Origin of the sequence: Rhodococcus sp. A14 (assembly GCF_011603105.1) — a bacterium.
GTDB lineage: Bacteria > Actinomycetota > Actinomycetes > Mycobacteriales > Mycobacteriaceae > Rhodococcus_F > Rhodococcus_F opacus.
In genome coordinates this window covers 20,522-33,996 of record NZ_JAAOQS010000097.1, presented here as the reverse complement: position 1 = coordinate 33,996, position 13,475 = coordinate 20,522, and the positions used below count along the sequence as shown (strand labels likewise).

General features: G+C 68.2%; 14 protein-coding genes and 1 pseudogene. 7 read left to right on the top strand and 8 right to left on the bottom strand.

The window, feature by feature from the left end; all coding sequences use genetic code 11:
• Window positions 1-1,020 (top strand): LCP family protein (locus G9373_RS34925; protein ID WP_240960906.1); only part of this gene is annotated, 1,020 nt, incomplete at its 5' end.
• Between the two features lie 23 nt (window positions 1,021-1,043).
• The gene (locus G9373_RS34920) at window positions 1,044-1,595 is read left to right on the top strand and encodes a ferritin (protein WP_037204959.1); all 552 of its coding nucleotides are present in this window, start codon (window positions 1,044-1,046) and stop codon (window positions 1,593-1,595) included.
• A 10-nt stretch (window positions 1,596-1,605) separates the two neighbouring features.
• On the opposite strand, the gene G9373_RS34915 is transcribed toward G9373_RS34920, so the two are convergent.
• Window positions 1,606-2,796 carry a lipase family protein gene (locus G9373_RS34915; RefSeq protein ID WP_120659926.1) on the bottom strand — a complete coding sequence of 397 codons (1,191 nt, stop codon included), beginning with the start codon at window positions 2,794-2,796 and terminating at the stop codon, window positions 1,606-1,608.
• Window positions 2,797-3,019: 223 nt separating this feature from the next.
• On the opposite strand from G9373_RS34915, the gene G9373_RS34910 reads away from it, so the two are divergent.
• A complete protein-coding gene (locus tag G9373_RS34910; RefSeq protein ID WP_005260470.1) occupies window positions 3,020-3,565 on the top strand; it encodes a ferritin in 546 nt (181 codons plus the stop codon).
• 68 nt (window positions 3,566-3,633) lie between these two features.
• Here G9373_RS34910 and G9373_RS34905 read toward each other — a convergent pair.
• The 3 genes and pseudogenes from G9373_RS34905 to G9373_RS34895 form a co-directional block, all read right to left on the bottom strand.
• Window positions 3,634-4,548, bottom strand: a pseudogene (locus G9373_RS34905) (DUF5926 family protein); the annotation flags it as partial.
• A 33-nt stretch (window positions 4,549-4,581) separates the two neighbouring features.
• On the bottom strand, window positions 4,582-5,322 hold the full coding sequence (locus tag G9373_RS34900; protein ID WP_257237410.1) for a glycerophosphodiester phosphodiesterase: 741 nt from the start codon (window positions 5,320-5,322) through the stop codon (window positions 4,582-4,584).
• 20 nt (window positions 5,323-5,342) lie between these two features.
• Window positions 5,343-6,326: a DUF4328 domain-containing protein gene (locus tag G9373_RS34895; protein WP_043787766.1), complete on the bottom strand. Its 984-nt coding sequence runs from the start codon at window positions 6,324-6,326 to the stop codon at window positions 5,343-5,345.
• 455 nt (window positions 6,327-6,781) lie between these two features.
• Here G9373_RS34895 and G9373_RS34890 point away from each other — a divergent pair, with 455 nt between their 5' ends.
• Window positions 6,782-8,563: a hypothetical protein gene (locus G9373_RS34890; protein WP_054247496.1), complete on the top strand. Its 1,782-nt coding sequence runs from the start codon at window positions 6,782-6,784 to the stop codon at window positions 8,561-8,563.
• On the opposite strand, the gene G9373_RS34885 is transcribed toward G9373_RS34890, so the two are convergent.
• Window positions 8,564-9,430, bottom strand: a complete 867-nt coding sequence (locus tag G9373_RS34885) for a S49 family peptidase (RefSeq protein ID WP_005248879.1) — start codon at window positions 9,428-9,430, stop codon at window positions 8,564-8,566.
• Window positions 9,431-9,471: 41 nt separating this feature from the next.
• Between G9373_RS34885 and G9373_RS34880 the strand changes: the two genes are divergently transcribed.
• A complete protein-coding gene (locus G9373_RS34880; protein WP_005562550.1) occupies window positions 9,472-10,401 on the top strand; it encodes an LLM class F420-dependent oxidoreductase in 930 nt (309 codons plus the stop codon).
• Here the strand turns inward: G9373_RS34880 and G9373_RS34875 are convergent.
• Complete coding sequence (locus G9373_RS34875; protein WP_005562552.1) at window positions 10,398-10,877, bottom strand: RidA family protein; 480 nt, start codon at window positions 10,875-10,877, stop codon at window positions 10,398-10,400. The genes G9373_RS34880 and G9373_RS34875 overlap by 4 nt on opposite strands.
• A 127-nt stretch (window positions 10,878-11,004) precedes the next feature.
• Here G9373_RS34875 and G9373_RS34870 point away from each other — a divergent pair, with 127 nt between their 5' ends.
• A complete protein-coding gene (locus G9373_RS34870) occupies window positions 11,005-11,418 on the top strand; it encodes an ester cyclase (protein WP_005562554.1) in 414 nt (137 codons plus the stop codon).
• 26 nt (window positions 11,419-11,444) lie between these two features.
• Complete coding sequence (locus G9373_RS34865; protein WP_005562556.1) at window positions 11,445-11,756, top strand: DUF3303 family protein; 312 nt, start codon at window positions 11,445-11,447, stop codon at window positions 11,754-11,756.
• Between the two features lie 6 nt (window positions 11,757-11,762).
• Here the strand turns inward: G9373_RS34865 and G9373_RS34860 are convergent, their stop codons facing one another.
• Together G9373_RS34860 and G9373_RS34855 are read right to left on the bottom strand one after the other, a co-directional pair.
• A complete protein-coding gene (locus G9373_RS34860) occupies window positions 11,763-12,356 on the bottom strand; it encodes a hypothetical protein (RefSeq protein ID WP_043787769.1) in 594 nt (197 codons plus the stop codon).
• A gap of 108 nt (window positions 12,357-12,464) precedes the next feature.
• Window positions 12,465-13,448: an AraC family transcriptional regulator gene (locus G9373_RS34855; protein ID WP_206033080.1), complete on the bottom strand. Its 984-nt coding sequence runs from the start codon at window positions 13,446-13,448 to the stop codon at window positions 12,465-12,467.
• Window positions 13,449-13,475 lie beyond the last annotated feature (27 nt).

The window sequence follows — 13,475 nt, the reverse complement described above, 5'->3', positions numbered from 1 at the left end:
CCACCACCACCCCCGCCGCTCGCACCGCCGCGGACCCCGGAGCCCCGGGGGCAGCGACGCCCCAAGCGCAAGCGGAACTGGGGCCGGCGCATCGGCATCCTGTTCCTGGTGCTGGTCCTGGCGCTCGCGGGCATGACGTACTACCTCGACAGTTCGCTGAACCGGATCGACGCGCTGGCCGACTACCCCGGCCGGATCGACGACACCCCCGGCACGAACTGGCTGCTCGTCGGATCGGACAGCCGCACCGGGCTCACCCCCGAGCAGGAACAGCAGCTGTCGACCGGCGGCAACAGCGGCCCCGACCGCACCGACACCATCATCGTGGTGCACGTCCCCAGCGGCGGCGGCCCGGCGACGATGGTGAGCATTCCGCGCGACTCGTACGTGTCGATCCCCGGCTACGGCGAGGACAAGATCAACGCATCGTTCGCGTTCGGTGGTCCGCAACTGCTGACCCAGACGGTCGAGGAGGCCTCCGGTCTGCACATCGACCACTACGCCGAGATCGGGTTCGGTGGTTTCGCCGGCATCGTCGACGCGATCGGCGGCGTCGACATGTGCCTGGACACCGCCATCGACGATCCGCTCGCGGGGATCAACCTCGCGCCCGGCTGCCAGGAACTGACGGGGGCGCAGGCCCTCGGCTTCGTCCGCAGCCGTGCGACCGCGCTCGCCGACATCGACCGGATGAACCATCAGCGGATGTTCATGGCGGCGTTGATGTCGAAGGCCACCAGTCCCGCGACGTGGCTCAACCCGTTCCGCGTCTGGCCGCTCGTCACCGACACCGCCGCATCGCTGCGTGTCGACGAGAGCGACCACATCTGGCACCTCGCCGCACTCGCGTGGGCGGTGCGCGGCGACATGATCACCACCACCGTCCCCGTGGGCGGTTTCGAGGACGTCGACGGCGCCGGGAACGTGCTGCTCTGGGATCACGACCGGGCGTCGCAGTTCTTCGATGCGCTGGCGAACGACCGTCAGGTCCCGGCCGAACTGGTCACCACCGGACCGTGACCGACGCCCGTAAACTGACACCCATGTCTCAATCGGCGACGAAGACCCCCACCGAGTTCCACGCCCTCCTGCTGCAGCAGATCCGCAACGAGTTCACCGCGTCCCAGCAGTACATCGCGGTAGCCGTCTATTTCGACTCGCACGATCTCCCGCAACTGGCTCGCCGGTTCTATTCGCAGGCCGCCGAGGAGCGTGGCCACGCGCTGATGATGATCCAGTACCTGATCGACAACAACCTCCACGTGACCGTCCCCGGCATCGACGACGTAGTCACCGATTTCGATTCGGTGCGCGCCCCCGTCGCCCTGGCGGTGGAACGGGAACGCGTCGTCACGGAACAGATCACCAAGCTCGCCCGAACGGCCCGCGACACCGGCGACTACCTCGGCGAGCGGTTCATCCAGTGGTTCCTGGAGGAACAGGTCGAGGAGGTCGCGAGCATGCACACCCTGCTCACGATCGTCGAACGCGCCGGCGACAACCTGTTCGACATCGAAGATTTCATCGCCCGCGAGATGAGCGGGAACTCGCCGGTCCGGCCGGGTGCGCCGAAGAGGGCGGGCGGCGGGGTCTGACCCTTCCGGGTCAGCAGCGGGTGGGCGCCGGTTCGCCGCGGAACCGCGCGGCCACGTATTCGTACGCGTCCGGAAAGCCCACCACTGCCGTCGTCATGTGCTCGGATATCTCGTACGGGACGAACGTCAGTCTGGCGCCGGCAGCGCAATAGCGGTGCGCGGTCTCGGCAACCGAATCGAACGGTGTCAGCCCGTCGAGGGTGCCGTGCCACAGGTAGAGGGGCGCGGTCGGGACACCGTCGAAGTACCGCAGACTGTTGTCGCGCAACACCTGATGCGCGCCCGAACTCGCCATGAGGCTGGTCGACGCGGCCAGCTGTCCGGCGCTGCGAAAGGCGCCGTGAAACAGGAGGAACCGGCGGCATTCGTTCGACATCCACTCGCGCAGCCACAGTCCGGTCGCGTTCAGCTGCGACGAAATCGGTAGCTGTTCCGGGTATTCCCGTTCCAAGCCGATCGCGGCAGCGAAAGCGAGCCCGAACCCCGGGTGCGGATTGAATCCCAGGCCCTGGGCCATCTGCTCGAGGTCCGCGGGAATCCCACCCGCCACCACCGCGTCGAGTTTCAGCTCCGGCGCATAACTCGGGGCCAGCGCCGCGGCCCACGCGCTGGCCATTCCCCCACCCGAATACCCGGCCAGCGCTACGGGGCTGTGCGACAACCCCAGTTCGGCCACCCGCTGCACCGCCCGGACACTGTCGAGGGTGATCATGCCGCCGAGTTTCGCGGCACCGTAGGCGCCGGTCGGGCCCAGATGGTCGGGCACCGAGACCGCCCAGCCGCGTTGCAGACCCAGATACAGGCCCGGCGACTCCTGCAGTTCCAGATTGAACAACGACCGCGACGGGGCGCACTTGGTTCCGAGCGAATTCACGATGGCCTGATACGACACGAGCGGAGGATTCGCGACACCGCGGGGAAGCAGAACCGTGGTGACGGCCAGGATCGGATGTCCCGTCGAATTCGTCGACCGGAACGCGATCTGCCACCCGTCCGAGTTCGCGTACATCCAGGTGTCGATCCGGCGTGTCCGCACGACGTCGCCTGGACGAAGGACCCCGAGGTCGGCCGGAGCGAGGTAGAAGGGGTCGGGATCCGGCCACGGATACAACGGTTCGGCCTGCGCCGGGGCCGGAATCGCCGCCCCCAGGAAAAGGGCACCGAGAATCAACGCTAGCCACGCACCGGATCGTCTCAACATGTGCCTGCCCCTCCGCACCGTCGGAACGCTGTGAATTTTATACACGGGCGAGGCCCCGCCGACGTGGTTTGCCGCGTTCCCGTCGAGGATCCGCCGCCAGCTCAGGTTAGGAAAATGACATCAGAATGGTGCCGAAATTAGGTTGACTTTAGTTTGGGCAAGCTTTCCAAAATTAGGTCCAACTTGGATGACACCCGCTCTGACCAGCGATATTATCCATTTCATGACTTCCACTGACGCGCACAAGACGAAATTCCACGCTCTGCTCCACGATCAGATTCGCAACGAATTCAACGCGTCACACCAGTACATCGCGACTGCCATCTATTTCGACAATGCGGACCTGCCGCAGTTGGCCAAGCACTTTTACAAGCAGGCCGTCGAAGAGCGCAACCACGCCATGATGATCGTCCAGTACTTCCTCGACCGCGACATCTCCGTGGAACTGTCGGGTGTCGACGCGGCGAAGGGCCAGTTCGAGAACGCACGCGAGCCGATCGCCCTCGCCCTGACGCAGGAGCAGACGGTTACCGAGCAGATCGTGCAATTGGCGAGCACCGCCCGCGAAGAGGGCGACTACCTCGGCGAGCAGTTCATGCAATGGTTCCTCAAGGAGCAGGTCGAAGAGGTCGCCAGCATGACGACGCTGCTGACCATCGCCGACCGCGCGGGCAGCAACCTGTTCGACCTGGAGGAGTTCGTCGCACGCGAGATGAGCGGCCCCGCAGACACGTCCGGGGCACCGCACGCAGCGGGCGGTTCCATCTAGGCGGCTCCGCCGCCCGTGAGTGGTTGATGAGTCTCTGTACTCCTCAACCACTCACGAGCCCGAAGGGCCTAACGCAACGTGACCTGACGGCCACGCAGTCCGTCGCGGGCGCGTCGCTCCTCGGTGGTGAGCGGCGCGTCGACGGCGAGTGCTTCGGCCAGTCGCTGACCGAGTTCGACGGTCGCGGCGGCCCACTCGTTCGCATGCTTTTCGCGGTCCAGGTCGAACACCGGGACCAGCAGACCGTGCGTCCGGAACGACCCGGCGTAGCGCGAGCCCTCACCGAGGTGCAGGCCGCCGGTCGCGTGCACGCGCGCCAGGGCCAGCATCAGATCGTCCTCGTTCTCCGGGCGCACCCAGCGGATGTGCGCCTTCTCGCCCGCATCGACCCACCACGCCGCGACGACGCCTTCGGCCTCGACTCGCGCGGACGGCATGATCGCCGCATTCGCGTGCTGCACGGTGGTCGCGACCTCGGGGGCCGGCTCCACTCCTTCGGGGATCCACCAGTTGAAATCCTGGTGCACGGTGATGTCGAGAGGTGCGTCCGCGTCGATCACGTCGGCCAGTGCCGGGGTGTCGGATCCAGGGTTGGCGGAGGCCAGCGATTCGCCGGCTGCGGCGTCACGGACCCAGGCGACGGACGCGGCCAGATCGGCGCCGAGATCCGCGGAATGCGCCTGGACCTGCACACCGACGAACCCGGTGGCACTGTCGCCCTCGTCGCGCACCAGCGCCGCGACGGCACCGGGCAGCACGGTCGCGAGCGTCACCGGACGGGACGAATCCTTGACGGGCAGCGGGGCGGTCGCCGACGGGACGAACTCGCGCAGCGCCACCAGATCGCATTCGGCGGCGAGGCCTTCGAACGGCCGGGTCACGGCCGCTGCGGCGCTCTCCCGTTCCGCCTGCCGCTGCGCGAGCTTCTCGGCGCGGGCACTACCGGGCTTCGGACCACTGTTTCTCTTGCTCTTCTTTGCCACGACGCCAAAACCTACACGCCGACGCCGGTCCGGTCAGGACGCCAGCCACTTCTTGGTGCGGCCGGGGTGGTTGGTGGCCACCCAGCTGACCCCGAGTTCGCGGCACAGTTCGACGTCGCTGCGGTTGTCGACGGTCCAGCAGTACGTCGCGCGCCCCGCGGCAGCGGCCTTGTCGACCATGTCCGGGTGTTCGTGCAGCGTCTTCACCGACGGACCGACCGCGGTGGCGCCAACGGTGGTCGCGGCTCCCCCGCCGAGGTACCGGGCGGATTCGCCGAGCAGCACGGTCGGGAGCATCGGCGCCGACCGGCGGATCCGCCACACCGCTCCGGCGGAGAACGACATCACGACCGCGCGGGAGTGGTCGGCGGACGGCGGTGCGGCGATGCCGAAGCGTTGCAGTTCGGCGAGCACCTTGCTCTCGACCAGGCCACCGAACCGCACGGGATGCTTGGTTTCGATGAAGAGTTTCACCGGGCGCGCCGACCAGTCCAGGGTGAGCGCGATCAGCGCGCTCAGCTCGAGGAGTTCGGCGGGCTCGTCTTCCGTGCCGTAGTTGAACTCCGCCAGCTCCTCGAGGGTCATCTCGCTGACGACGCCGGCTCCGGTGGACGTCCGGTCGACGGTGCGGTCGTGCACGCACACGAGGTGGCCGTCCCGGGTGAGCCGCACGTCGCATTCGAGCCCGTCCGCGCCCTCTTCCAGCGCCAGCTCGTACGCGGCGAGCGTGTGTTCCGGCATGGCCGCGGATGCACCGCGGTGCGCCACCACCAGGGGGCCGCGCCGGTCGGGGCTCACGACGCGACGGCTTCCCGGTCGCTGGCCTCGGATGTCTTCTCCGCAGCCTTCTCCGCGTCCGTCTGCGGCGGCGGACCGGTGGCGATCACCCAGCGGGTGACGGGTTCCTTCGCCCCCTTCAGCGTCCGGCCCTCGAGCCGTCGGAGCACCATCAGTGCGAGTACGGCGGTCGCGGAGGCGACCAGCGCCGTGAAGGCGGCCAGCAGGACACCGTCTGCCATGGCCTGCAGTCCCGGCCTGGACCGCCAGAACCAATTGAAGACGACGAGCACCGCGCCGAAGACCCACAGGCTCCACCAGGCACGGACCAGCAGGACCGCGCGGGGGTCGCGGCGGATCACCTCGAGCAGGTACACACCCGGCATCACCAGGTTCAGGCCCGGCACCGCGCAGCCGACGATCACCTCGGTGGGGGTCCGCGGGTCGGACGTCTTGGCCCGGGCGAACGTGCGGCGACGCATCCGCAGCAACCAGCACACTCCGCCGATGCCCGACAGCAGTGCGAGGAGCATCCCGCCGGCCTGGCCGAGGAACACCGCGATGTCGGACACGGCGAGCAGGGTGGGATCGATCAGCCGGGTCCGGTTGCGGAGGAGAACGGCGTATCGGCCCAATTCGGCGATCACGGCGAACGCGTACAGACCGGCGGTGAGGGTGAGGAAGGTGGCCGCCTTGCCGGCGAGCAGTTCCGGCCAGTCGCGCCGCGCGGAGGGTGATGCGACGTGATCGTGGAGTCCCCAGCGGGGGATCTCGGTGTAGTGCGGGGTGGGGCCGGCCGTCGGCGCCTCGGCCGCGAGACCGCTGCGCCGCAGCGGGGATCGCGCGATCCAGCGGAACCCCCGGCTCGCGGGTGGCTGGTGCTGGTCGGTGCGGACGGGGGCGAGCAGCACACCGTGGCAACGCGGGCACCACTGCGCCGGGGAGCCGAGGACCGGCCACCGAGCCGCGCATCGCGCACACACCTGAACGACGACGCTCATGCCCTCCGCACCCACTTCACATTGCCGATTCTGTCACGACCCGCGAATGCGGGCAGCCCACGACCGAATCGTCCTTTTTGGGGAGAATGTGTGAGCTGCACCACGCGAAATGCCGAGTTATCCACAGTTTCCACAGGTTCATACACAGTTATGGACAGTGTGAGTAGTGCTCATACACAGGTCAGAGCGCATGCGAATCCGCGATTGTTGACAGCTTCGGATGAACGGTCCACAACGGTGGATGAATTTGACATCGCAGCTCGGTGAACAATCGGGCTCGGTGACCGACGGCTCGGCCCGGAATTACCCCTCCAGTTCGGATCGCCGCGAAGCGACCCGAGAACTCCGGACCGGCCGTCGTCTCCCCCACCTGTGCCGGGCGAAAATGTCCCGACACTTGATCTGACGCGGCCCGGCGCGGTTTGGTTCCACCCGATCTGTAATCTCGGAAAACGATGACGGACGACGTCGGATCGCGGTGGCACCTCGGGCCCGCCCGTGTCCTCCAGGTGGCCGCCGCCCTCGTCGTGGTGCAACTTCTCGTGCGGACGTGGGTGGCCGCCCGCAGCGACTTCTACTGGGACGATCTGATCCTTGCCGGACGCGGTGGAAGCCTCCCGCTGCTCTCCGCCGACCTGCTGCTCTACGACCACGACGGTCATCTCATGCCCGGGGCCTTCCTGGTGGCGGGTATCGCGACGCGGGTGGCGCCGTATCAGTGGATCCTGCCGATGCTGACGATGATCGCGTTGCAGGCGGTCGCGTCGTATGCGGTCTTCCGGTTACTTCGCACGATCCTCGGTCCACGACCCGTCCTTCTCGTTCCGCTGGCGATCTATCTGTTCTCCCCGCTGACCGTGCCGGCGTTCGCCTGGTGGGCGGCGGCACTCAACGCACTGCCCCTGCAGATCGCGCTGGCCTGGGTGGCGCGCGACGCCCTCGAACTGTGCCGCACCGGACGGCGGCGGTACGCGGTGTCGGGCACGCTCGTGCTGATCGCGTCGCTGCTGTTCTTCGAGAAGTCCGTCGTGGTCCCGTTCGCGGCGTTCGCGACCGTGGCTCTGCTCGCGCACGTCGGCGAGCGGGAGCGGCCGGTGCGGTCGACGCTGCGGCGAGGCGCGGCCCTCTGGCTCCCGTCGGCGGCGGTGCTCGCGGTGTGGGCGGCGTTCTACTTCTCCACCGTCGCCTCACAGTGGGAATGGGCGGGTGCGTCGCGCGCGTTCGAACTGTTCCACCACGGCACGTCGCTCGGACTGCTGCCCACGTTCGTGGGTGGGCCGTGGACGTGGGATCGGTGGATTCCGAGTCCCCCGTGGGCCTCCCCGTCGACGGCGCTGGAGGTGGTCGGCTGGGTGGTCCTCGTCGCGGCGGTCGTCGCGACGGTCCGGTTGAAGCGCCGCATCGGCTGGGTGTGGGTCCTCACGGCCGCGTATTTCCTGCTGTCGGTGACCGCGATGGTCGTCACCCGCTGGGGCGCGGACACCACCTACGAACTCGCGCAGACGCTGCGCTACTACACGGACACCGCGGTGATCCTCGCGATCGCCGTCGCCGTGATCGCCCGTGCACCCCGCCGACGCGCCGACCCGGTCCGGGTGCGGCCGCTGGTGTCCGTCGCCGCCGTGGTCGCGTTCGTCGCGAGCAGCCTGTGGTCGACGTACACGTTCACCCGCAGTTGGGAGGAGAACCCGACCACCGCGTACCTCGCGACCGCGCGTGCGTCGCTCGCCGAACGGGATGACGCGCCGATCCTCCAGCAGCCTGCGTCCATCTGGGTGCTGTTGCCGGTGGCGTACCCGAACAACCTGGTGAGCCGGGTCTTCGCCCCGCTGCGCGACCGCCCCGAGTTCTCCGACAGCACCCCCGACCTCCGGATGATCGACGACGCGGGTTCGGTGGTCGACGCCCAGGTCACGTGGGTGCGCGCGATCGATCCCGGACCGGTTCCGGACTGCGGGCACCTGGTCGACCAGCGCAGTTTCGTCCCGCTTCCCCTGGACGGACCGCTGACCGGCTGGGAGTGGACTGCGCAGCTGAACTACATGGCCACCGCGGACGGTGAGATCGCCGTCGCCATGGAGGTCGGCAGCCCGGTGCGGGTGCCGGTGCACCGCGGCCCGAATTCGGTGTTCGTGCGACTCACCGGCGGCGGGCAGAGCGTGCGGGTGAGCACCCTGACCCCGGACCTGTCGCTGTGTATCGGCGCGGGCCCGGTCGGGGTCGTCGTGCCGAAGTAGTTACCGCCCGTACCGCGACCAGGCGACGCGGGCACCGGCCGCGCCGACGATCGCGGCGGCCACGTCGTCCCAGCTCGCAGCGGGCAGCCCGAGCTTCGCGAAGAGGGAGCGGCGCGGCCCGGTCATCTCGAGGGTGGCGTCGGGGAACCGCTTCTCCACCACCTCGCGCAGTGTTCCGATCCCGTCCACGATGCCGAGTTCGACGGCGCGGCGTCCCAGCCAGACGTCGCCGTTGAACAACTCGGCCCCGTCCGCCTTCAGCTTGTCCCCCCGGCGGCCGACCACCCAGTCGCGGAACTCGTCGTGGATGCCTTCCTGGATCTGTTCGAGCCACTGCACGTCCTCGGACTTCTCGGCGAAGAACGGGTCGAGGCGGGCCTTCGCCTCGCCGGCCGAGTGCAGCCGCCGTTCGATGCCCAGCCGGTCGATCAGTTCGGAGAACCCGAAGCCCGCCGAGATGACACCGACGGAGCCGACCACCGACGTGGCGGTCGCGTAGATCTCGTCGGCCGCGCAGGCCAGCCAGTAGCCGCCGGACGCGACGACGTCCTCGCAGAACGCGAGCACGGGCAGTTCGTGTTCGGTGGCGAGCTGACGGATGCGGGCGGCGATGTATTCGCTCTGCGTCGGCGACCCGCCGGGGCTGTTGATCAACAGCGCCACCGCTTTGGCACCGTGCGTGGTGAACGCGCGTCGCAACGGTTCCTCGACGGATTCCGCGCTCAGCGCCCGCCCGAACCCCGCTCCGCCGGACGCGATCATCCCCTGCAGTCGCACCACCGGCACCACGCCGGCGCCGGAGCCTCCGAACGCGTCGGGCAGCTTGTCGGCCAGCGGTTTCGGCAGGTTCAGTGGGATCTTGGCCATGAAATCAGCGTACCGATCACGGATCGGGCAGAGTGGTTCACATGGAGTTGCGAATCTTTACCGAACCCCAGCAGGGTGCCACCTACGACGATCTTCTGGCGGTGGCGCAGGCCGCCGAACGTTTCGGCTACGGCGCGTTCTTCCGGTCGGATCACTACCTCGCCATGAACACCGAGGGGCTTCCCGGACCGACCGATGCGTGGATCACGCTGGCGGGTCTCGCCCGCGAGACGTCCACGATCCGTCTCGGCACCCTCGTCACGTCCGCGACGTTCCGCTATCCCGGACCGCTGGCGATCTCGGTGGCGCAGGTCGATCAGATGAGCGGTGGCCGCGTCGACCTCGGCATCGGCGCCGGCTGGTACGAGGAGGAGCACCAGGCGTACGGCATTCCGTTCCCGCCGTTGAAGGAGCGGTTCGAGCGGCTCGAGGAGTCCCTCGCCGTGATCACGGGGCTGTGGCGCACTCCGCTCGGTGAGACGTTCTCCTACGACGGGACGCACGTGACGGTCAAGGATTCGCCCGCACTTCCGAAGCCGCGGCAGCCGCAGGGTCCGCCCGTCCTGATCGGCGGCACCGGCAAGAGGAAGACTCCCGCGCTGGCCGCGAAGTACGCGGACGAGTTCAACGTCCCGTTCCAGTCCGTCGACGAGACGCGGGACGTGATCGAACGGGTCCGGCTCGCGTGCAAGGCGATCGATCGCGACCCCACCGAGTTGGTGTACTCCAACGCGCTCGTCCTGTGCTGCGGGCGCACCGAGGAGGAGATCGCGAAACGCGCCACCAGCATCGGACGCGAGGTGAGCGAGCTGCGGGAGAACGGACTCGCCGGGTCGCCCGCCGAGCTCGTCGACAAGATCGGCCGCTACGCCGAGGCGGGGTCGCAGCGGATCTACCTGCAGACCCTCGATCTGAGCGACCTCGACCACCTGGAACTGGTCGCCAGTGAGGTCGTTCCGCAACTGAGCTAGGCAAGCTCGAGTTCGGCGGCCACGACGACCGGAAGATCGAGGGGCAGCGCGGCCACCCCGATCGCCGTCCGGGCGTGGCCGCCGATGTCCGGGCCGAACACGTCGAGCACCACCTCGGAGAACCCGTTGAGCACCGCGGTGGTCTGCTCGTAGCCCGGTTCGGCGTTGACGAATCCCGTGACGGTGAGCCACGCACCGATGCGGTCGAGATCGCCCACCGCGCGGCGAACCCCTGCCAGCACCGCGAGGGCGGTGAGCCGGGCTGAGTGCGTGGCATCGGCGGCCGACACGTCGGCGGGAACGGAGCCGAACGGTCCGGCGGGTGTGCCGTCCTCGGCGAGCGGCCCGTGACCGGACACCAGCACTCTGCGGCCGTGCACGCGTACCCAGCTGAACGGCAACTCCACCCCCGGCGGCAGCTGGACGGCGCGGGGCAGCACCAGCCCCAGATCACGTAGTCGGGACTCCGCGCCCATCACCCCTCCGCTCGACGACTGCCCGGGTCATTCGGCGTGCTCAGCAACATTCCGTTCCCTTTCCACCGGTGGAAAGCTCGAAGTACGACCGGAACGGCCGTGTCACTCGAGTGCGCCGGAGGTTGTCATGGGTTCTGCGGAAGAAGCGGTAGTGCGTCGATTCTACGAGGAGATGAACAACGATCGGAAGAACGAGATAGCGGAGGAGCTGTTCAGCAGCGACCACGAGATGCACGATCCCCAGGTCCCGGGTGGGCCGGGTCCCGCGGGAATGGCGGCGGCGATCTCGGCCTATCAGAACGGGGTGGACGGGCACTGGACCGTCGAGGAGATGTTCTCGGCCGGCGACCGCGTCGTCGTGCGCTGGACGGGAACGGGAACACACGTCGGTGAGATGAACGGGATTCCGCCGACCGGAAACAAGATCCGAGTGGATGCGATCTCGATCCATCGTCTGGCCGACGGCAAGATCGCCGAGACCTGGCAGGTGTGGGACACACTCGGATTCCTTCAGCAGCTCGGCGCGGTCCCTGCGAGCTGATCCCGGCACGCCCTCGGGAGGGTGCAATGAAGTACGTGATTACCTGGACGCTGCGTGACGGTGGGTCCGCCGCCGAGAACGAGGCAGCTGCGCGGCGGAGCCTGGAAGTGTTCGCGAGATGGACGCCGGCGGAAGGGGCGACCTTCCATCATTTCCTCGGTCGCCTGGACGGAACCGGGGGATTCGCCTTCGTCGAGGCGGATGACCCGAACGACATCTTGGACGGTCCGACGAAATTCGGACCTTTCTTCGAGTTCCACGTCTACCCTGTCGCCGACATCGCTGTCACGACGCAGGCTGCGCAGCAGGCGGTCGAGTTCAGGGGCTCGATCAGCTGAGCGGGCTCAGTGCCGGGTGGTCGAATCCAGGAACTGGCGGAGGTCGCGGTCCCACTGCGCGTCGCGGCCGCGGTTCAGGGAGGCGCGGCAGATGAGGAAGCCGGACAGCGCGATCATCATCACCGCGAACCAGGTGAACATCCCGGCGATCACGCCGGCCACTCGTGCCGCGGACGGCGACATCGGTTCGGTGGTGAGGTTGCCGTCGGCGTTGACCCAGATGTCTTCCTTCGTTCCCGAAGGCGTGGCGGGGTCGACGGTGATGTCGGCGTGGCGGGTTTCGTTACCCCACGTCCACTTGGCGGGGGCGGTGTCGACGCCCGACGGTGCGACGTCGGAGGTGACGGACACGCCGGTGGAGTCGGCGAGCGTGGTGGCGGAGACGGTGCGGTAGTCCGCGACTTGCTTCTCCGCCAGCGTCAGCTGACTGTCGATGGTCCGGGCGCCCACGAGGATGGCCAGGGGCAGCATCGCGAACGCGAGCACCACGACCGCGAGGGTGAGCATGTTCTCGATCCGGTCCGAGCGCCGGAGTAGCGGGTTGTGCCGCTGACGGGCCGACCGCTGACGCAGCCCCCGTGCTGGAGAGTTGTTCCACATTCCGGATCCGGTCCTCTCGCCGACAATTCCCTACCATCCAGGGTCGTACGCAAGGCAAACAAGATCAAGTCGATCCGGTGTGTCTTTGGGCACTGTGCCGTAATACACTCATCTGCTCCCCGCCATCTCACGATGCTCCTTGGGGCTCACTCCGCGCACGCGTTTGAACGCCGCACTCAGCGCGAATCCGCTCCCGTACCCGACGCGCTGGGCCACGGACGCGACCGTGGCATCGGGTTCGCGGAGCAGATCCGCGGCCAGGGACAGCCGCCAGCCGGCGAGGAAAGTCATGGGCGGTTCGCCGACGAGGTCCGTGAACCGTCGCGCGAGGGCAGCCCGCGACAGGCCGGTTTCCGCGGCGAGCGACTCCACGGTCCACTGGCGGGAGGGGTTGTTCTGCAGGATGCGCATTGCCTTGCCGACCACCGGGTCGCTCTGCGCCCGCACCCACGACGGTGCCTCGGCCGCCGGCCGCGCGAACCAGGCGCGCAGCACCGCGATCAGCAGCAGGTCGAGCAAACGGTCGAGCACCGCTTCCTGTCCGGGTTCGTCCCGCACCACTTCGTCGTGCATGAGGGTGACCAGCCGCGAGTCCCAGTCGGCGCGGCGCTGCACGACGAGTTCCGGGAGCGCGGCCAGCAGTCGCATGCTGATCTCGCCCGGGGTCTGGTACGTCCCGGTCAGCAAGACCGTGCGGCCGCCCGCACTGTTTCCCCAGGTGCGCACCCCGAGGTCCATCGCCTCGGCGAGCGGTTCCCCGCGGAGCGTCGTGCAGCTCTGGTCGGGGTTGATGATCACGTTCGGCGGGGTGTCCGGATGGTCGGCGACGACGTAGCGCTCGGGTCCGCGGACGATCGCGACGTCACCCTCGGTGAGCTGCACCGGCTCGCCGGTGTGCGGGAGGATCCACGCTTCGCCCCGGCCCATCGCGACGAGGCTGAGCGGCGCGTGGTCGTCGATCTGCAGCGACCACGGTGGTTCCATGATCGAGCGGAGCACGAACGCGCCTGCGGCACGGGGACCACTGATGAGACCGGCGAGGGGATCCACACATCCAGCGTAGACGCTCGCGTATGGATCGGCGCGTTTCAACCATGGAAAGTCTCGACGTCGCCGTCT